Annotated in this window: 16 protein-coding genes; 6 read left to right on the top strand and 10 right to left on the bottom strand. The window is 59.9% G+C overall.

Translation table 11 applies throughout. The annotated features are described in order from the left end of the window. Positions 1–66 precede the first annotated feature (66 nt). The 3 genes from ACZ0A4_RS07075 to ACZ0A4_RS07065 are packed head-to-tail and all read left to right on the top strand — an operon-like array spanning position 67 to position 5,530. Entirely contained in the window at positions 67–1,311 is a 1,245-nt protein-coding gene (locus ACZ0A4_RS07075) for an exonuclease SbcCD subunit D C-terminal domain-containing protein (RefSeq protein ID WP_463573774.1), read from the top strand. Continuing rightward, a complete protein-coding gene (locus tag ACZ0A4_RS07070) occupies positions 1,308–4,949 on the top strand; it encodes an AAA family ATPase (protein ID WP_463573772.1) in 3,642 nt (1,213 codons plus the stop codon). Before ACZ0A4_RS07075 ends, ACZ0A4_RS07070 begins: the two co-directional genes overlap by 4 nt. Next, positions 4,946–5,530 carry a glutathione S-transferase gene (locus ACZ0A4_RS07065; protein ID WP_463573770.1) on the top strand — a complete coding sequence of 195 codons (585 nt, stop codon included), beginning with the start codon at positions 4,946–4,948 and terminating at the stop codon, positions 5,528–5,530. Before ACZ0A4_RS07070 ends, ACZ0A4_RS07065 begins: the two co-directional genes overlap by 4 nt. Positions 5,531–5,537: 7 nt before the next feature. Here ACZ0A4_RS07065 and ACZ0A4_RS07060 read toward each other — a convergent pair whose 3' ends face one another. The 8 genes from ACZ0A4_RS07060 to ACZ0A4_RS07025 form a co-directional block, all read right to left on the bottom strand. Further along, positions 5,538–5,795 carry a hypothetical protein gene (locus tag ACZ0A4_RS07060; protein ID WP_463573769.1) on the bottom strand — a complete coding sequence of 86 codons (258 nt, stop codon included), beginning with the start codon at positions 5,793–5,795 and terminating at the stop codon, positions 5,538–5,540. Then, positions 5,792–6,004 (bottom strand): hypothetical protein, encoded by a 213-nt coding sequence (locus ACZ0A4_RS07055; protein ID WP_463573767.1) that lies wholly within the window; start codon positions 6,002–6,004, stop codon positions 5,792–5,794. The genes ACZ0A4_RS07060 and ACZ0A4_RS07055 overlap by 4 nt, the downstream gene beginning before the upstream one ends. A gap of 254 nt (positions 6,005–6,258) precedes the next feature. Next, on the bottom strand, positions 6,259–6,438 hold the full coding sequence (locus ACZ0A4_RS07050) for a hypothetical protein (protein ID WP_007917967.1): 180 nt from the start codon (positions 6,436–6,438) through the stop codon (positions 6,259–6,261). 156 nt (positions 6,439–6,594) lie between these two features. Beyond that, positions 6,595–7,770: a lactonase family protein gene (locus ACZ0A4_RS07045; protein WP_463573765.1), complete on the bottom strand. Its 1,176-nt coding sequence runs from the start codon at positions 7,768–7,770 to the stop codon at positions 6,595–6,597. Continuing rightward, positions 7,757–8,068 carry a DUF5629 family protein gene (locus ACZ0A4_RS07040; RefSeq protein ID WP_008088034.1) on the bottom strand — a complete coding sequence of 104 codons (312 nt, stop codon included), beginning with the start codon at positions 8,066–8,068 and terminating at the stop codon, positions 7,757–7,759. The genes ACZ0A4_RS07045 and ACZ0A4_RS07040 overlap by 14 nt, the downstream gene beginning before the upstream one ends. A gap of 178 nt (positions 8,069–8,246) precedes the next feature. Continuing rightward, the gene (locus tag ACZ0A4_RS07035) at positions 8,247–9,827 is read right to left on the bottom strand and encodes an aldehyde dehydrogenase (NADP(+)) (RefSeq protein ID WP_463573763.1); all 1,581 of its coding nucleotides are present in this window, start codon (positions 9,825–9,827) and stop codon (positions 8,247–8,249) included. Positions 9,828–9,836: 9 nt separating this feature from the next. Beyond that, complete coding sequence (gene araD1 / locus ACZ0A4_RS07030; protein WP_463573761.1) at positions 9,837–10,829, bottom strand: AraD1 family protein; 993 nt, start codon at positions 10,827–10,829, stop codon at positions 9,837–9,839. Positions 10,830–10,988: 159 nt separating this feature from the next. Beyond that, the gene (locus ACZ0A4_RS07025; protein WP_008088041.1) at positions 10,989–12,311 is read right to left on the bottom strand and encodes an MFS transporter; all 1,323 of its coding nucleotides are present in this window, start codon (positions 12,309–12,311) and stop codon (positions 10,989–10,991) included. A gap of 193 nt (positions 12,312–12,504) precedes the next feature. Here ACZ0A4_RS07025 and ACZ0A4_RS07020 point away from each other — a divergent pair, with 193 nt between their 5' ends. Next, on the top strand, positions 12,505–14,241 hold the full coding sequence (locus tag ACZ0A4_RS07020) for an IlvD/Edd family dehydratase (RefSeq protein ID WP_038368108.1): 1,737 nt from the start codon (positions 12,505–12,507) through the stop codon (positions 14,239–14,241). Positions 14,242–14,426: 185 nt separating this feature from the next. Further along, complete coding sequence (locus ACZ0A4_RS07015) at positions 14,427–15,146, top strand: FadR/GntR family transcriptional regulator (RefSeq protein WP_463573759.1); 720 nt, start codon at positions 14,427–14,429, stop codon at positions 15,144–15,146. Positions 15,147–15,409: 263 nt separating this feature from the next. Here the strand turns inward: ACZ0A4_RS07015 and ACZ0A4_RS07010 are convergent, their stop codons facing one another. Together ACZ0A4_RS07010 and ACZ0A4_RS07005 are read right to left on the bottom strand one after the other, a co-directional pair. After that, the gene (locus ACZ0A4_RS07010) at positions 15,410–17,794 is read right to left on the bottom strand and encodes an efflux RND transporter permease subunit (RefSeq protein ID WP_463557807.1); all 2,385 of its coding nucleotides are present in this window, start codon (positions 17,792–17,794) and stop codon (positions 15,410–15,412) included. Further along, positions 17,791–18,834 carry a WD40/YVTN/BNR-like repeat-containing protein gene (locus ACZ0A4_RS07005; protein WP_463573757.1) on the bottom strand — a complete coding sequence of 348 codons (1,044 nt, stop codon included), beginning with the start codon at positions 18,832–18,834 and terminating at the stop codon, positions 17,791–17,793. Before ACZ0A4_RS07005 ends, ACZ0A4_RS07010 begins: the two co-directional genes overlap by 4 nt. A 437-nt stretch (positions 18,835–19,271) precedes the next feature. Here ACZ0A4_RS07005 and ACZ0A4_RS07000 point away from each other — a divergent pair, with 437 nt between their 5' ends. After that, the gene (locus tag ACZ0A4_RS07000; RefSeq protein WP_007917992.1) at positions 19,272–19,862 is read left to right on the top strand and encodes an amino acid synthesis family protein; all 591 of its coding nucleotides are present in this window, start codon (positions 19,272–19,274) and stop codon (positions 19,860–19,862) included. Positions 19,863–19,867: the final 5 nt, after the last annotated feature.

Here is a 19,867-nt window from a genome sequence, read left to right as displayed (position 1 = left end):
CTCCCCTCTTTCGCCGCCCTTCATTTCCTCGCGGCCATCACCTCTTTAATTGTTGCGGAGTCCGCCTTGCGTCTGTTCCACACCTCCGACTGGCACCTTGGGCAAAACCTGCACGGCCAGGAGCGCGATTTCGAGCATGCGTGCTTCCTCGAATGGCTGCTGCGCCAACTGCAACTGGCGCAGCCGGATGTGCTGCTGATTGCCGGGGACATCTTTGACACGGTCAATCCGCCGGTCAGAGCCCAGGAACGTCTCTACGATTTCATCGTCAGCGCCCACGAACAGCAGCCGTTGCTGACCATCGTGATGATTGCCGGCAACCACGACTCCGGCTCGCGGATCGAGTTGCCCGCGCCGTTGATGCGCCGTTTGCGCACGCACGCGTTGGGCCGGGTGTTGTGGCTGGATGACGGCCAACTCGATGCCGAACGCTTGCTGTTGCCACTGCCAAATGCCCAAGGCGAAATCGCCGCGTGGTGCCTGGCGCTGCCGTTTCTGCGCCCGGCGGAGGTGACTGGCGCGCACCTGGGCGACAACTATCTGCGCGGCATCGGTCAGGTGCATGAATGGCTGATCGAAGCGGCCAACGCCAAGCGCCAACCCGGTCAGGCGCTGATCGCCATCAGCCACGCGCACATGGCTGGCGGTTCGGTGTCGGAAGACTCCGAGCGCAGCCTGATCATCGGCAACGCCGAAGCCCTGCCCGCCAGTCTGTTCGGGCCGAGCATCAGCTATGTCGCCCTCGGCCATTTGCACAAGCCGCAGAAGGTCAACGGTGAAGAGCGCATCCGCTACAGCGGCTCGCCGATACCGCTGTCGTTTTCGGAAATCAGCTATCAGCACCAGATTCTCGACGTCACTCTCGATGGCGAAACCCTGGTCAGTGTCGAGCCGAAACTGATCCCGCGTTCGGTCAACCTGCAACGCATCGGCCCGGCACCGCTGGCGGAAATCCTGCTGCAACTGGCCGATCTGCCGAACATCGATCTGCTCGCCGAAACCCAGCGTCAGCCGTGGCTGGAAGTGCGCGTAACCCTCGACGAGCCGCAACCGGATCTGCGCCATCAAGTGGAGAGCGCCCTGCAAGGCAAAGCCGTGCGGTTGGTGCGCATTGCCGCTGAATACGCCGGTAACCGTGGCGCTGACGGCGTCGAAGATGGCACCGCGCTGATCGAACTCGACCAGCTCACTCCGCAAGAACTGTTCAGCCGCGCCTGGCTGGACAACTATGGCAGCGATGTCGATGAACAGACGCTGAAGGACTTCGCCGAACTGCTGCAGGACGTACAACTGGAGGGCGAGCAGCCATGAAGATTCTCGCCATACGCTTGAAAAACCTTGCCTCGCTCGCCGGCCCGTTCGAGATCGATTTCACCGCTGAGCCGTTGGCCAGCGCCGGTTTATTCGCCATCACCGGCCCGACCGGCGCCGGTAAAAGCACCCTGCTCGACGCGCTGTGCCTGGCGCTATTCGGCGCCGTACCGCGTCTGAACAACACCGGTCGTGATGCGAAAGTCCCGGATGCCGACGGTGAAATCGCCACCGGCGACCCGCGCACTCTGCTGCGTCGCGGCACCGGCGAAGGTTATGCCGAAGTGGATTTCGTCGGCGTTGATGGCCGCCGCTATCGGGCGCGCTGGGAAGCCAACCGCGCCCGCGAGAAAGCCGGCGGCAAGTTGCAGGCCAGCCGTCAGAGCCTGCGCGATATCGATCAGGATCAACTGCTCGCCAGTCAGAAAGGCGAATACAAAACTCAGCTGGAAGCCGCACTGGGACTGAACTTCGAACAGTTCACCCGCGCTGTGTTGCTGGCGCAAAGCGAGTTCAGTGCGTTCCTCAAGGCTGACGACAACGACCGCAGCGAACTGCTGGAAAAGCTCACCGACACCGCGCTGTACACCCGCCTCGGCCGCCGCGCCTTCGACAAGACCAAAGAGGCCCGCGAAGCGCACAAGCTGTTGCAGGATCAAGCCACCGGCGTGACCCCGCTGGCGCCCGAAGCCCGGGCCGAACTGGATGAGCGTTTCAACGCTGCGCAACAGCAAATGAAGTTGCAGCAGGCGCAGCTCAAACAACTTGAGCAACAGCACAGCTGGCTCAAGGATTTGCGTGTGTTGCAAGACGCGCAGCAAGCCGCCACTGAGCAGTTGCACAGTGCGCAGCAGCAATCGGAAAGTCTGGCCGGCGAGCGGGTGAAACTGACGCGACTGGAGCAGCTCGGCCCGCAGCGGCACCAGTTCGCGCGCAAAACCGAACTCGATGCGCTGCTGACGCCGTTGGCCGCACAGATTGCTGCGCACACACAGCAACACACCGAGCTGACCGAGCGCCAGACGCAGCTGGAGCACAACCTCGAAACGGCGAAAGTCGCCCTGAGCGTCGCGCTACAGCGACAGAGCGAAAACGCGCCGCTGTTGCGTCAGGCCTTTGAGGAGCAAAGCACCCTCGCCCGTCTGGCCAACGAGGTCGCCCAAAGCGCCGAAGCCAGGCTCAACGCGCAGCAGGCTTGCACTGATGGCCAAAACGCCATTCAAGCCTTGCTGGATAAACAGACCCAAGTCGCCGAACGCCTGCAACGCATCGCCGCCGAACTTGAGCAAAGTGCCCATCTGGCGCCGCTGAGCGATGCATGGAATGCCTACCGCGATCGCCTGCAACAGCTGATGCTGATCGGCAACCGCTTGAACAAAGGCCAAGCAGAACTGGCGAGCCTCGAAGAAAACGCCACGCGTAGCTCCACAGAGCTGACAACACAGAAACAGCAACTGGAAGTGCTGTTCAAAGAGGCCGGCGCCGAACCTGACGCTGTCGCCGAGCAGATCGGTATCCTCGGCACGCTCCTGCAGGACAACCGTAAACAACTGCGGCTGTTCGAGGATCTGTCGCGCCTGTGGGCCTCGCAACAGGATCTGGATCAGCGCAACGCCGAGTTGCAACAGCGTCAACTCAACGCCCAGCAGGAACGCGAGCGCCTGACCCAGGACGGCGTAAAAACCAAAGCCGAACTGACCGTCGCCGAGCAAACCCTCAACGTCACCCGCGAGCTGCTTGAACGTCAGCGCGTGGCGCGCAGTGCCAGCGTCGAGGAGTTGCGCGCGCAGTTGCAGGACGATCAGCCGTGCCCGGTCTGCGGCAGCAACGAGCATCCGTATCATCAACCCGAAGCGTTGCTACAAAGCCTTGGTCGCCACGATGAAAGCGAACAGGCCAACGCCCAGCAGGTGGTCGATCAGCTCAAGGAAAAGCTCATCGAGCTGCGCGCCGAAGTCGGTGGCGTGATTGCACAACAGAAAGAACTGCTGCAACAGCAAGAACAACTGGCGACCCAGCAGCAGGCATTGGCGCCGAGCCTCGACGCGCATCCGCTGGCCGCGCAGTTGTTCAATCAGGACGCCGACAAGCGCGATGCCTGGCTCGCCCGGCAAAACGAGCAACTGAACCAGAGCATCACTCAGGACGAACAACGCCAGAGCGCCCTGCTCACCTTGCAACAGGATGCCGCGCGTCTGACCCAGCAATTGCGTCAGGCAGAAACTGCGCATCAACAAGCAGCGCAGAACCTCAACAATCAGCAACGCGAATTGAGCAGCGACCGTCAGCGCCTCGACGAAGAACTCACCGCGTTCGGCAATCTGCTGCCGGCCGACACCCTTGAAGCCTTGCGCCAGGAACCGGCGGCGACATTCATGCAGCTAGACCGACAGATCGCCGAGCGCCTGGCGCAAGTCGATCAGCAGAAGGAAGAACAGGCCGAGCAGCAACAGCGGCAACAGACGCTGGAGAAAGAGCAGGATCGCCAGCAGACCCGTGCTCAGCAGTTGCTCAGCGTAGAACAGCAATTCACGACGCTGACCGAGCAGCAGCTCACCTGCCAGCAGAAACTGGCGCAACTGCTCGGCGAGCACAGCAGCGCCGAACATTGGCAGCAGCAGCTTGAGCAAGCGGTTGAGCAGGCGCGCAATGCCGAATCCGGCACCGCTCAGGAACTGCAGAACGTGCGCACACAACTTGTGCAGATCGCCGCCGAACTCAAGGCGCAGCAGGAGCGTTTGCAGGCGCTGGAAAGCGAAGAGCAGGATCTGGCCAGCAAGATTGCCGACTGGCGCGCCCGCCATCCGGAGCTGGATGACGGCGGCCTCGAAGACCTGTTGCGGGTCGATGACGGGCAAGTTGCCGAGCTGCGCCAGCGCTTGCAGCACCACGAAAAAGCCATCGAACAGGCCAAGGTTTTGTTGCAGGAGCGTGACCAGCGCCTGCTCGATCATCAGGCGCAGCACAACGGCAATCTTGATGCAGAACAACTGGCCAGCGCCCTCACAGATGTGCAAAACCAGTTCACCGTCAGCGAACAGCAGTGCGCCGAATTGCGCGCCGAACAGGTCGAAGACCAGCGCCGGCAAAACGCCAATCAGGCACTGGCGCAGCAGATCGCCTCGGCGTATGCCGAGTATCAACGCTGGGCGCGACTCAGTGCCTTGATCGGCTCGGCCACCGGCGACGCCTTCCGCAAGATTGCCCAGGCTTACAACCTCGATTTGCTGGTGCATCACGCTAACGTGCAACTGCGCCAACTGGTCAAACGCTATCGCTTGAAACGCGGCGGCAGCATGCTCGGCCTGCTGGTGATGGACACCGAAATGGGCGACGAACTGCGCTCGGTGCATTCGTTGTCCGGTGGCGAGACGTTCCTGGTGTCGCTGGCCCTCGCACTGGGCTTGGCGTCGATGGCGTCGAGCACGTTGAAAATCGAATCGCTGTTTATCGATGAAGGCTTCGGGAGCCTCGACCCGGAGTCGCTGCAACTGGCGATGGATGCGCTCGATGGCTTGCAGGCGCAGGGCCGCAAGGTCGCGGTGATTTCCCATGTACAGGAAATGCACGAGCGAATTCCGGTGCAGATTCAGGTGCAGCGCCAGGGCAATGGTTTGAGCACGCTGGAGGTGAAATGAACACGCTGTATTCCTTCCGCCGCTGCCCGTACGCGATGCGTGCGCGAATGGCGCTGCGTTATGCGGGTGTGGCGGTGGACATCGTCGAAGTCAGCCTCAAGGCCAAACCGGCCGAGATGCTGGCGATCTCGCCCAAGGGCACGGTGCCGGTGCTGGATGCCGGTGGGCGGGTGATTGATGAAAGTCTGGAGATCATGCGCTGGGCCTTGGCGCAGAATGACCCGCAGGATTGGTTGCTTGATGGCGACTCGCGGATTGCTGAATTGATCGAGGCGAATGATCAGGGGTTCAAGGTGCAGTTGAATCGCTACAAGTATGCCGAGCGTTATCCCGAGCAGCCGATGGAGGTTTATCGGGCTGAAGGCGCGGTGTATTTGCAGAAACTGGAAGCGTTGCTCAACGATCGCGAATACCTGTTAGCCGACCATCCGAGCCTGGCAGATATCGCCCTGCTGCCCTTCGTTCGGCAGTTTGCCCATGTGGATCGCGAGTGGTTTGCGAAGACGCCTTATGTTCGCTTACAAGCTTGGTTGCAGCGCTTCCTCGACTCCGAGCTCTTCACTTCGATCATGAAGAAGTAACTCAGGGTCAAGCCAATGCATTGCACATGCCGAGTGCCATGCAATCCACTTCGAACGGGCCGAGAAAATCCGCCGAGACTTTCGCCGGTGGGTTGCCGGCCATCAGCCCCAGCGTATTCGCCCGTTCGATGTTGTGCGCGATGCTGTGATTGGCCTCTATGGCCCGTGCAAGTGCTCCCACCGAGCCTTGGCCGATGCCCAACAATGAAGCGCCGTTGGTGAAGAACGCCAAACCTGCAATCACCCAGAGTCTGTAGCCTTTCATGCGCCGCCGACTCCTGCGAGTTCAGCCCGATCAACCATCACGCTGTGCGAGCGGACTTCGAACTGGATACCGGGATGGGCGACGTCAATCGGGGCTTCGAAGCTGTGCTCCATCTGCGAGGCGATGCTGACAAACAGCACCACGGCCAGGTAAAGACCGATGGCCAGGTAGGCGCCGCGTTTGGCTGAATGAATGATTGCGCTGGCCATGGTGTTCTCCCGTGGGCATGTTTCGATGACCACAGGATCGATCAAAAAAGCCGGGGTAACCACTCAGGGTTTGCCATAGTGAACATCAGCTTCGTTGATTATTTAGCCAGTCTATTTGCGGATTTGAAGAATCCTATCGTGCTGCGAAAAACACACGGGTAGGAGCTGCCGAAGGCTGCGATCTTTTGATTTTGCTTTTTAAAAACAAGATCAAAAGATCGCAGCCTTCGGCAGCTCTGGCAGTGGCAAGAATTTCAGTGTTGGGCTTTGTGATCCAGGGCGGCGTAGAAGTTGGCGCTCTGTTGCAGGTATTTCTGGGTGTAGCTCTGAGTGTGGGATTTTTTGCTGTTGATTTCGACGTTGGCGCTGGCTGGCAGTACAACGGTGGCGGAGATGGCGGAAGCGGCAATCACGGAGAAGAGATTGAAGTTCATGGCGGTAACCCTCGTGTTCGGTTGGCTTGCTTGCCCGGTTGGGCTGTGAAGCAAACTTAACGCTCGAGGGTTGATCGCTTGAAATGCTTTGTAGCATTACCGGATATCAGCGCGATTAATACAACGAGACAGGCCCCGTAAACCGAGGCCTGTGGCTTATTGTCGCACTATGAACTTGAGGTCGCTGGGGGCGTCCATCGCCAGTTTCTGCACGGTTTTGCCGAGCAGACCGGTCTTGCCGTCGCGCTCGACGACGACAATTTCGTTGCTCTTCTGGTTGGCGATCAGCAGGAATTTGCCACTCGGGTCGAGGCTGAACTCGCGCGGGTGATCACCTTCCACCGAACGCTTTTGCAGCTCTTTGAGCTGGCCAGTCGCCGGATCGATCGCGAACACCACCAACTGATTGGCGGTACCACGGTTGCTGACGTAGAGGAACTTGCCATCGGCCGAGGCATGCAGCGCGGCGCCGGCCTTGTCCGACGTTGGCTGACCAGCGGCCAGATCGACCAGTTGCGTCTGGGTCAGCACGCCATCGTGGTAATCGAACACCGCGACCTGCGCGCTCATTTCCATGGTCAGCCAGGCGTGTTTGCCGTCAGCGCTGAACAGCAGATGACGCGGGCCGCTACCGGCTGGCAAGCTCACTGCGGCGGTCATCGCCGGCGTCAGCGGCAAGTCCGGGTTGGCCTTCGGATCGAACAGGTAGACGAAGACCTTGTCCGCGCCCAGATCATTGGAGAACACGTAGCGGCCGTCAGGCGAAGAAACCGTCGAGTGCACGTGGTTGGAGGCCTGGCGCTCAGGATTGACCCGGCTCGCCGGGTGCGCGCTCATCTGCACGACGGGTTTGAGCTTGCCGTCGGCACCGATCGGCAATACCGCCAGCGTTCCGCCCGGATCTTCCATCACCGAATAGTTGCTGACGAACAAGTGGCTGGCATCACCGCTGAGGCTCGAATGGGTCGGCTCGTTACCCAGGCTTTGCACTTGATTGATCAGGGTCAGCGTGTGGGTTTTCGGATCAATCGAATAGCTGCTGACACGGCCGACCGGGTCTTTCTGGCCCGGGCCGTTTTCATTGACCACGAACAGGCGACGCTGGTCTTTGGACAGGGTCAGCCATGACGGGTTTTCGCTTTTGACCACTTGCAGAGGTTTGGCGGCGATCTGGCCGGTGGCGCTGTCGAAGTTCATTCGATAGAGGCCCTGGCTGGTGTTGGCGGTGTAGGAACCGACCAGCAGCTGGAAGTTCTCGGCGGATGCGCTGGAAAGCCCCATGGCACCGACGCTGCCGGCCATCAGCAGCGGCCAGAATTTACGCATTTTCATCAGTGTCGTCCTCATCGTCGCTGCTGCTGACTACGTCACCGTGGCAGACCAGGCGGTGTTCGCCGATCGCTTTGGTTTCATTGAAATAACCGACGATCAGCCAGCTTTGCAGGGAGTCATCAAATGTTGCCGCTGCAACCTGAGCCGGAGTGAATTCCCAATGCTTGGCCGCTCGGCCATCGATGCATTCGATGTGCAGGTTGTCGTCTTCATCGAGGGCGAATTCGAAAGCGTGAAGGCCGTCGATTTCGACCATTCCGCAGTGTTCGAGGGCGTTGAGAAGGGTTTGGGCAGTCATGGCAGTAAAGTCTTTCAGGGGGGAACCGGCAATGATAGCTCATTGTTAACCTGAGGCCTTGGCACTAACCCTGTGGGAGCGAGCTTGCTCGCGAAAGCGCTGTGTCAGCCAATGAATAATTGACTGAAAGAATGCATTCGCGAGCAAGCTCGCTCCCACAAGGGATATTGGCTGTCAGTTACAACGCATCGCGGCTGGGTTTGCCGTCGACGAGGCGCTGGATGCGCAGCGGGTTGGCGTTCTTCAACGGCTCCGGCAGCAAGCTGTCCGGATAATTCTGGAAGCACACCGGACGCAGGAAGCGATCGATGGCCAGCGTCCCGACGGAGGTGCCGCGCGCATCGGACGTTGCCGGATAAGGCCCGCCGTGCACCATCGAATCGCACACTTCAACACCGGTCGGATAACCGTTGAGCAGAATCCGTCCGACCTTCTGTTCCAGCAACGGTGTCAGTTCAGCAAACTGTTCGAAGTCCGTCAGCTCACCAATAATCGTCGCGGTGAGTTGCCCGTGCAGGCCATGCAATGCCGCACTGAGTTGCGCCTGATCCGTCACTTCGACAATCACCGTGGTCGGGCCGAACACTTCTTCCTGCAGCACTTCATCGCCATCGATCAACAGGCTCGCATCGGCCTTGAACAACTGCGGCTGCGCCTGATTGCCCTGCTGCGGATTGCCGGCCAGATGCTCGATGCCGGGATGCGCCAACAGTTTCTGCAAACCTTTGCCGTAACTGCCGAGGGTGCCGGCGTTGAGCATGGTTTGTGCCGGTTGATCGCCGATCAAACCAGCGACCTGCTGCACGAACGCGTTGAACTGCGGCGAACGAATGCCGATCACCAGACCGGGATTGGTACAGAACTGGCCACAACCCTGCACCACCGAAGCGGTCAGGTCGCGGGCAACCGTTTCCGAACGCTCGGCAAGGGCCTGCGGCAGGATGATCACCGGGTTGATGCTCGACATCTCGGCAAACACCGGAATCGGTTGCGGGCGTGCAGCGGCCATGTCGCACAGCGAGCGACCGCCCTTGAGCGAACCGGTAAAACCCACTGCCTGGATCGCCGGATGCTTGACCAGCCATTCGCCGACGCCACCGCCGTAGATCATGTTGAACACACCGGCGGGCATGGCGGTTTTTTCGGCGGCGCGAATCACCGCGTCAGCGACCAGCTCAGCCGTGGCCATGTGACCGCTGTGAGCCTTGAACACCACCGGACAACCGGCGGCCAGCGCAGACGCGGTGTCGCCGCCAGCGGTGGAAAATGCCAGTGGAAAGTTGCTTGCGCCAAACACCGCGACAGGGCCGAGGCCGATGCGGTATTGACGCAGATCCGGACGTGGCAGCGGTTGACGATCCGGCAGCGGCAAATCGATTCGCGCACCATAGAAATCGCCTCGACGCAGAACCTTGGCGAACAGACGCATCTGCCCGCTGGTACGCCCGCGCTCGCCCTGAATCCGTCCGGCCGGCAATGCGGTCTCGCGGCAGACCACAGCAACGAAGTCATCACCGAGGGCATCCAGCTCATCGGCGATCGCGTCGAGAAACTGTGCGCGACGTTCGGCGCTGAGGCAGCGATAGGCCGGGTACGCGGCAGCGGCGGCTTTGGCGGCGGCGTCGACTTCTTCAGCCGTGGCCTGGATGAAATCGTGCGGCAGCTGTTCGCCCGTCGTTGCATCGACCGATTGCAGTTTTACATTGCCAGCGGCGCTGCGCTGACCGCCGATGTAGTTGTGACCGAGAATCTGAGTCATGGGATCTCCTTAAAGGGTGCCGATGCTGTCCGGTTCAAATGCCGCTGGGACCGGGACGATGCCATTGACCAGCGGCGCGCCGAATTCGGCCTGGCTGATTTCAAACACGTCACCCGGTTGGGTGCGGATGCCATCGGCGAACGACAGGGTCGCGGTGCCGAAAAAGTGAATGTGTACGTCGCCTGGACGGAGGAACTGGCTGTACTTGAAGTGGTGGTATTCGAGGTTGGCGAGGCTATGGCACATGTTCGCCTCGCCGCTGAGAAACTCGTTCTGCCAGAGCACTTCGCCGTCACGCAGGATGCGACTGCTGCCTGCCAGATGTTGAGGCAATTCACCGGTGCGAAGTTCCGGGCCGTAACTGCAACTGCGCAATTTCGAGTGCGCGAGGTACAGGTAATTCTTGCGTTCCATGACGTGATCGGAGAACTCGTTGCCGACCGCAAAGCCCAGGCGATAGGGCTTGCCGTCATTGCCGATGATGTACAAGCCGGCCATTTCCGGCTCTTCACCGGCATCTTCGGCAAACGGTGGCACCGGGAAGGGTTGGCCTGGACGAACGACGATGCTGCCGTCGCCTTTGTAGAACCATTCTGGTTGTACACCGGCCTGCCCCGCCGCCGGTTTACCGCCCTCCACGCCCCATTTGAAGATGCGCATGGTGTCGGTCATCGTCGCTTCGTCACCGGCCTGCTGGTGCATTTTGTCCCGCGCCGAGGCGCTGCCCAGATGCGTCAGGCCAGTACCGCTAATCAGCATGTGCGCCGGATCCGGGTGATCAAGCGGTGGCAGGATGCGCAGCTGCGACAGCAGCTCGGCGTAGTCATGGCTGATGCCGAGGCCGAGGCTTTGCACTTGCTGTTCCAGGGTGCTGCCGGCCTCGATCGCGGCCAGGGCCAGATCGCGCACGCTGCGCGCATCCTGGACTTCACGCACCAGACCGTTGTCGACCACGCCCACGCGGCGTTCGCGGTTGCTTAATTCGAATTGAACCAGATGCATATGTCCTCTCCTTTCTACAAAACTTCGAAACACTGCAAAACCCTGTGGGAGCTGGCTTGCCAGCGATAACGACGGCACATTCACCATTGATGTGTCTGACAGATTGCTATCGCTGGCAAGCCAGCTCCCACAGGATCGGTGGTGATGAGTCAATTGGGTTCAGGTGCGGGTGGCGCCGCGTGCGCTGGCGGCGAACTGGTCAACCGGCAGGACGTGTTTGCGCTCCAGCACGCGGTAGACGATGCCGGTCAGAATCAAGCCAAACACCATCACACCCGAGAGGAAGTACAGACCTGAAGCCAGATTGCCGGTGTACTCCTTCAACGCGCCAATCACGAACGGCCCGATATACCCACCCAAATTCCCAACCGAGTTGATCAACGCAATCCCCGCCGCCGCACTCGCGCCGGCAAAGAACCGTCCCGGCAAGGTCCAGAACACCGCCGTGCAGGAAAACAGCGCAAACGCCACCAGACACAGGGCCGCCAGTTGTGCCACCGGCAACGACAGCCATGCACTCATGAACAAGCCAATCGCACCCAGCACATACAGCACCGCCAGATGCCCGTAACGATCATTCAAACGATCGGAACTGCGGGGCACGATCAGCAAGCCGATGATCCCGAAGATGTACGGCACCGACGACACGAAACCGGTGACCAGATCGCTGCCGCCAAACTGTTTGATCAACGTCGGTAACCATAGACCGAGGCCATAAATGCTCAACGTCACCGGCAGATAGAACAGCGCCAGCAGCAACACACGTTTGTCTTTCAACGCATGCAGCGGGTTGCCATGACGGGTCTGGCCGTATTCCTGCAGATCCTTTTTCAGCTCGCCGGTCAGCCAGTCTTTCTCAGCCTGATCCATCCATTTCACTTGCTGCGGGCCGTCCGGCAACCAGCGCAGCACCGGCCAGGTCAGCAGGATCGCCGGGGTGCCGATGACAATGAACAGCCATTGCCAGCCATGCAGACCCAGAACGCCGTCCATGCCGAGCAAACCGCCGGACACCGGGCCGGTGATCATCATCGCGATCGGTTGGGAAAGAATGAACAGCCCGAGGATCTTGCCGCGATGGCGCACCGGAAACCATTGGGTGATGTAGTAGAGAACGCCGGGAAAGAAGCCCGCCTCGGCCGCGCCGAGCAGAAAGCGCATCACGTAAAAACTGTGCGGGCCCTGAACGAAAGCCATGCCGATGGTGATCGCGCCCCAAGTGATCATGATCCGCGCGAACCAGCGGCGTGCGCCGAAGCGTTCGAGCATCAGGTTGCTGGGAATCTCGAGGAGAAAGTAACCAATGAAAAACAGCCCGGCACCGAGGCCGTAAGCGGCATCGCCAATGCCAATGTCGGCGCCCATGTGCAGCTTGGCGAAGCCGACGGCGGAGCGATCCACATAGGCGATCAGGTACAGCAGGATCAGGAAGGGAATCAGTTTCAGCGTGATGCGCCGTATCAGCCGCAGTTCCTGGCTCATGAGATCGGTCTCCGATTGTTGTTTTTATAGAACCTCGGGGGACGCCTCTCACGAAAAACCGTCAGGGCCATCCCTCCGTCGAAAACGACTATATAGTATTACTAATTCACCAACAACACTTCCAAACCTAGGATTTTGCGCTTAGATTAGGCCGTAGCTGGAACACTATAGTCATACAATAAGAGAATCGATCATGTCTGATAAGAAACCCACCCTGCGCTCCGCCCAATGGTTTGGCACGGCCGACAAGAACGGCTTCATGTACCGCAGCTGGATGAAGAATCAGGGCATCGCCGACCACCAGTTCCATGGCAAGCCGATCATCGGCATCTGCAACACCTGGTCGGAACTGACCCCGTGCAACGCGCACTTCCGCCAGATCGCGGAGCACGTCAAACGCGGGGTGATCGAGGCCGGTGGTTTTCCAGTGGAATTCCCGGTGTTCTCCAACGGCGAATCGAACCTGCGCCCGACCGCCATGCTCACGCGCAACCTGGCGAGCATGGACGTTGAAGAGGCCATTCGCGGCAACCCGATCGATGGCGTGGTGCTGCTGACCGGTTGCGACAAAACCACCCCTGCGCTGTTGATGGGCGCGGCCAGTTGCGACGTCCCGGCCATCGTCGTCACTGGTGGGCCAATGCTTAATGGCAAACACAAAGGCAAAGATATCGGTTCCGGCACCGTGGTCTGGCAGCTCAGCGAACAGGTCAAGGCTGGCACCATCACCATCGACGATTTCCTCGCGGCCGAGGGCGGCATGTCGCGTTCGGCTGGCACCTGCAACACCATGGGCACCGCGTCGACCATGGCCTGCATGGCTGAAGCACTCGGCACTTCCCTGCCCCACAACGCGGCGATTCCCGCGGTGGATGCGCGACGTTATGTGTTGGCGCACATGTCCGGCATGCGCGCGGTTGAGATGGTTCGCGAAGACCTTCGTCTATCGAAGATCCTCACCAAGGAAGCCTTCGAAAACGCTATTCGGGTTAACGCGGCCATCGGCGGTTCGACCAACGCGGTGATTCACCTGAAAGCCATCGCCGGGCGCATCGGCGTTGAACTGGATCTGGATGACTGGACGCGCATCGGTCGCGGCATGCCGACCATCGTCGACCTGCAACCGTCCGGGCGTTTCCTGATGGAGGAGTTCTATTACGCCGGTGGTTTGCCAGCGGTGTTGCGTCGTCTCGGTGAAGCCAATCTGATTCCCAATCCGAATGCGCTGACAGTGAACGGCAAGTCCATCGGCGAGAACACCAAGGACGCGCCGATCTATGGCGAAGACGAAGTGATCCGCACGCTCGACAATCCGATTCGCGCCGATGGCGGGATTTGTGTGTTGCGCGGCAATCTGGCACCACTGGGTGCGGTGCTCAAGCCTTCTGCCGCCACGCCGGAATTGATGCAGCACCGTGGGCGTGCGGTGGTGTTCGAGAACTTCGACATGTACAAGGCGCGGATCAACGATCCGGAACTGGACGTCGACAAGGATTCGATTCTGGTGATGAAAAATTGCGGGCCAAAGGGTTATCCGGGCATGGCCGAAGTCGGCAACATGGGGCTGCCGGCCAAGCTGTTGGCGCAGGGTGTGACCGACATGGTGCGAATTTCTGATGCGCGGATGAGCGGCACGGCGTACGGCACGGTGGTTTTGCACGTGGCGCCGGAAGCGGCGGCTGGCGGGCCTTTGGCGACCGTGAAGGAAGGCGACTGGATCGAGCTGGACTGCGCCACCGGGCGTTTGCACCTGGATATTCCGGATGCCGAACTGGCAGCGCGCATGGCGGATCTGCAGCCACCGCAGCAGTTGCTGGTGGGCGGCTATCGCCAGCTGTACATCGACCATGTGCTGCAGGCGGATCAGGGTTGCGACTTTGACTTCCTCGTTGGCTGTCGCGGGGCTGAAGTGCCGCGCCACTCTCACTGATCACACAAATCCCTGTGGGAGCGAGCTTGCTCGCGAAGACGGCGGTACATTCAACTGTAATGTTGTTTGACCCACCGCTTTCGCGAGCAAGCTCGCTCCCACAGTTGTTCTTTACCCGCCTCAAGATTGTGCCGTGCCTGCTATGATGCGCGGCATCTCCATCGCTCAGGATCGCGCCGTTCCCCATGGATTACCGCAAACCCTCCGACCGTAAAAGCATGCACTCGCGCATCGTCCAGGAACTGGGCATGCAGATCGTCTCCGGACGCTTCAAGCCCGACGACAAACTGCCCGCCGAAGCCCTGCTCTGCGAGGAGTATGCGGTCAGCCGTCCGGTGTTGCGCGAAGCCACGCGGGTGTTGGTGGCCAAGGGGTTGGTGTATTCGAAGCCACGCGTCGGCACGGTGGTCAAGGCCCGCCGTGAATGGCACATGCTCGACCCGGACGTGCTGCACTGGCTGATGCAAAGCAGCCCGCAGAATGAATTTTTCAATGTGCTGACCAGTGTGCGCAGCATTATCGAACCCGCCGCTGCCGCCCTCGCAGCTCAACATGCGACCGAGGCTGAAATTGCGTCTATCGGTGAGGCCTACCAGCGTATGGAAGCCGCGCCGACACCGGAAGCATTGCTGCAGCCGGATCTGGACTTTCATAGCCGGATCGCTGATGCGACGCACAATGATTTGCTGGCAAACCTGTGCAATATGTTGTCGGTGGCGATTGCCGAGGCGTTGAAGCACTCGAATCAGCGGCCGAATCTGCATGAATTGGCGTTGCCGCGGCATAAGGCGATTTTGACCGCCATCGAAAATCGTGATGCCCTGGGGGCTCGGCATGCGACGTTGGTGCAGCTGGATGATGCGCGTAGTGCGTTGAGTGTTGTGCTTGGCGCTGAACTTACTTAACGCGCGAGACTGCTTGCCCTCACCCTAGCCCTCTCCCAGGGGTAGAGGGGACCGATTGGGGGATATTCAAGAACTACGCCGACTTGAACGATTTGCAGTGAATCCATAATCGACTCTTTATTTCAGGTCGATGTATCAAGTTGCACACCTCGGTCAGTCCCCTCTCCCTCGGGGAGAGGGCCAGGGTGAGGGGCTCTTGATCTTTAGCTACAAAAAAAAGCCGCAACCCTAAGGTTGCGGCTTTGTCGTTTCAGCCCTTCAGATCAATGTGCAAACAGCGAGTTACCCTTCTGCCCCGCCAGTTTCTCCGGCTTGATCAGGAACTTCGCCAGTGCCGGCAGCAGCCACAGCGCACCGAACATGTTCCACAGCAGCATGAAGGTCAGCATCAGCCCCATATCGGCCTGGAACTTGATCGCCGAAAAGATCCAGGTGCACACACCAATCGCCAGGCACAGACCGGTGAACAGCACCGCTTTGCCGGTGGATTTCAGCGTCTGGTAATAGGCTTCCTGCAAGGGCAACCCGGCACGCAGGAAACTTTCCAGACGGCTGTAGATGTAGATGCCGTAGTCGACACCAATCCCCACACCCAGCGCCACCACTGGCAGTGTCGCAACCTTCACGCCGATGCCCATGAACGCCATCAGCGCGTTGCCGAGTACCGACGTCAGCACGAGCGGCAGGACGATGCACAGGGTCGCCGCCCACGAACGGAAGGTGATCATGCACATCACCGCCACGCAGATGTACACCAGAATCAGGATGGTCAGTTCGGCCTGTTTGATAACTTCGTTGGTGGCCGCTTCGATCCCGGCGTTACCGGCGGCGAGGATGAATTCCAGACCGTCCTTGTTATTCTCCTTGGCGAATTCCTGCACGGCAGCCACTGCACGATCCAGGGTTTCGGCCTTGTGATCGTTGAGGAACACCAGCACCGGCGCCAGCGAGCAACTGTTGTTATAGAGACCGTCGGCGCGGGCGATCGAGTTGTTCAGCACGTCCGGGTTGCGCGACAGGGTTTCCCATTTCAGGTTGCCCTCGTTCATGCCCTTGATCATCTGCTTGGACACGGTCACCAGCGAGATCGCCGACTGCACGCCCTCGGTGTTCTGCATCTTCCACATCAACTGATCGATCGGCGCCATGGCTTCGTAGCGTGAGCAGCCTTCAGCCTTGGTCTTGACCATCACCACCAGCACGTCAGAACTGGTCGAGTAATTGCTGATGATGAAGTTGTTGTCCTTGTTGTAGCGCGAGTCCGGTCGCAGTTCTGGCGCTCCTTGGTCGAGGTCACCGATTTTCAGGTTCTGGCTGTACCAGAGACCGCCACCGAAGGCGATCAGCGCCAGCAACACCGAGATGCGTGCGACTTTCGGGTTGGCGAAGTTCGACAGCAAGCGCCAGAACGGGTGTTCGCGGTTCGCGTCCTTCTTGCTCTTGGCGATCGCGCGCTTGCTGATGCCGACGTAGGAAATGGCCACCGGCAGCAGAATCAGGTTGGTGAACACGATCACCGCCACGCCGATCGACGCGCCGATGGCCAGTTCCCGGATCACGCCGATGTCGATGATCAGCAGCGTGATGAAACCCACCGCATCCGCCAGAATCGCGATCATCCCCGGCAGGAACAGTTGCCGGAAGGTGCGCCGCGCTGCGGTCAGGGCGTTGTCGGCCTCGCTGGATTGCAGGGCGATGCCGTTGATCTTCTGCACGCCGTGGGAAATACCAATGGCGAAGATCAGGAACGGCACCAGCATCGAATACGGATCGAGTCCGAAGCCGAAGAAGTGCATCAAGCCGAGCTGCCAGACCACCGCCACCAGCGTGGTACTCAACACCGCAATGGTGCTGCGTACGCAGTTGGTGAACCACAGCAGCAGGATCAGGGTGATGACGAAAGCGATGCCGAAGAACAGCACCACCATCACCAGGCCGTCGATCAAATCGCCGACTTTCTTGGCGAAACCGACGATGTGGATTTTGACGTTGGGGTTCTGTGCTTCGAACTTGTTGCGGATCTTGTCTTCGAGTTCATGGGAGAACTTGCGATAGTCCAGCGCCAACAACTTGCCCTGGTCTTCCGGGTCCGGGTAGGACTCCAGCAGCGGGATGTCAACGATGCTCGACTTGAAGTCGTTGGCCACCAGACGCCCGACCTGTCCGGACTTGAGCACGTTGTTGCGCAGCAGATCGAGGCTGTCCTGCGAGCCGTTGTAGCTCTGCGGGATCACTTCACCGCCGGCGAAACCCTCTTCGGTCACTTCGGTCCAGCGTACGCTCGGGCTCCACAGCGACTTCAACCCGGAGCGATCAACGCCGGAGATGTAGAACACCTCGTCGTTGATCTGCCGCAGGGTCTCCATGTACTCCTTGGAGAAGATGTCACCGTCCTTGGCCTCCACCGAAATACGCACGGTGTTACCGAGGTTCGCCAGATCGTTGCGGTGCTCCATCATCTTCTCGATGAACGGATGCTTGAGCGGGATCATTTTTTCGAAACTGGTCGACGGCCGGATCAGCGTGGCCTGCCAGAACAGGAAAATACTCACCACCAGACAGATCAGGATCACTGCCGGGCGGTTGTTGAAAATCAGGCGTTCAAGAAACGTCGCCTTGTCCTGCTGAGGAGTGATCAAGGAAGTCATAGCCCCGCCTTCTTGTTATTGATCTCGGCACCGTTCGGCTGTGTGGTGTGAAGACCACCCTGCCCGCTCAGAATCAGGTTGCCTTCGCCGGCCGCGGTGACCGATGACAGCGAAATGCGGTCCGGACGGTTGAACACGCTGAAGGTCTCGCCATTGTCACTGCTGCTGATCACCGAACCGCCGTTGCCGACGATAACGATCGAGCCGTCCTCGAGCAGGGTGGCGCCGGACAGGCCGAACTCCAGTGCACCGCGCGCGGCTTTCAATTCAACCTGTTCCCAGGTGCTGCCAAAATCCGTTGAGCGATAAAGATTGCCGCGCAAGCCGTAGGCCAGCAGGGTCTGCGGCTGCGCCGTGCCGATCACGCCGAACAGCGAACCTTCGTACGGGCCTTCGAGTTTTTCCCAGGTCTGGCCCTCGTCGGCGGAGCGGAACATGCTGCCCGACTCGCCGACGATAAACAGCCCGGCGTCCTTCACCGCCGCGATGGCGTTGAGGTGGAATTGATCTTCGTTGTCGAGGCGATCGCTGACGTCTTCCCAGTTTTTGCCGCCATCGGTGGTTTCCAGCAGCGCGCCGTACGCGCCCACGGCGAGGCCGCTGTTGACGTCCTTGAACCAGACGTCGAGCAGCGGCGATTCACGTTTGAGGTCTTCGAATTGTTTGGTCCAGGTCAGACCGCCGTCTGCGCTGGCGAGGATTTGTGCGTCGTGGCCGACCGCCCAGCCGTGCCTGTCGTCGACAAAGTACACCGCGGTCAGCAGTTGCCGGGTCGGCACTTTGGCTTGGGTCCAGGTCTTGCCCTGGTCATCGGAATAGAGAATGTGCCCGCGATCCCCGACCGCGACCAAACGCGTGCCAGCGTGGACGACATCAAGTATCAGGCTTTTCGTGGCTTTGGCGGATTCGGTGGCATAGACCACGTCGGCGGGCGCCTCGGCGGCGATCACAGGTGCCGATAACGTGGCAAAGCCCAGCAGAGAGAGTGCTGTGGCCAGCAACGCGGTGTTGCGTAACGCCGGCGGGCGGCAACGACTCATAGACCTTCCCCTATTTATTATTGTTAGGCCATCAGGCCTTCAAGGGCGCCGCAAGTGTGCTCCGCTGATGGCTGCTCAGGAGCATAGTCCTGAAACCCGCAATCCAGAGCCACTTCGGAAGCTGGCTCATCCTATCGGGCTTTCGAAACGTCTGACAATCGGCGCCACGTTATCTTTTGTTAACCACATTGCCGACGGATTCCCCCTGTAGGAGTGAGCCTGCTCGCGATAGCGGTGTATCAGGTAAGAATTCACTGACTGACACACCGCTATCGCGAGCAGGCTCACTCCTACAGAGGTTGTGGGGGCTTTGGGATTTGAATGCATGACCATTCGCCGGGGTGATGCAGCAAAAGTCATCGAGGGGACTTGCACGATCGGTATTATGGTATACCATCAGACGCACAGACACTCTCAATCCCCCTACGGAGCAGCTCATGAGTTTCGAAATTCGCAAGATCGTCAGCTATGTCGAAGAAACCTTCATCGAAGGCGGCAAGGCCACTGACAAACCCGTGACCATGGTTGGCCTCGCCGTGGTCATGAAAAACCCTTGGGTGGGCAACGGTTTCGTTGAAGACCTCAAGCCGCAGATCCGCGCCAACTGCTCTGACCTCGGTGCGCTGATGGTTGAGCGTCTGGTCGGCATCATCGGCGGTGCGGAAAAAATCGAGGCCTACGGCAAAGCCGCTGTGGTCGGCGCTGACGGCGAGATCGAACACGCCTCCGCCGTGATCCACACCCTGCGCTTCGGCAACCACTACCGCGAAGCCGTCAATGCCAAGAGCTACCTGAGCTTCACCAACAAGCGCGGTGGCCCGGGCACCTCGATTCAGATCCCGATGATGCACAAGGACGACGAAGGTCAGCGTTCGCACTACATCACTCTGGAAATGCAGATCGAAGACGCGCCGCGTGCCGACGAAATCGTCGTCGTGCTGGGTTGCGCCGACGGTGGTCGCCTGCACCCGCGCATCGGCAACCGCTACATCGATCTGGAAGAACTGGCCGCCGAAAAAGCCCAGTAACCACA

This window comes from Pseudomonas sp. AC172, from assembly GCF_979258595.1.
Note: the sequence above shows the minus strand (reverse complement) of the source record. Positions and strands in the feature narration are given on the sequence as shown.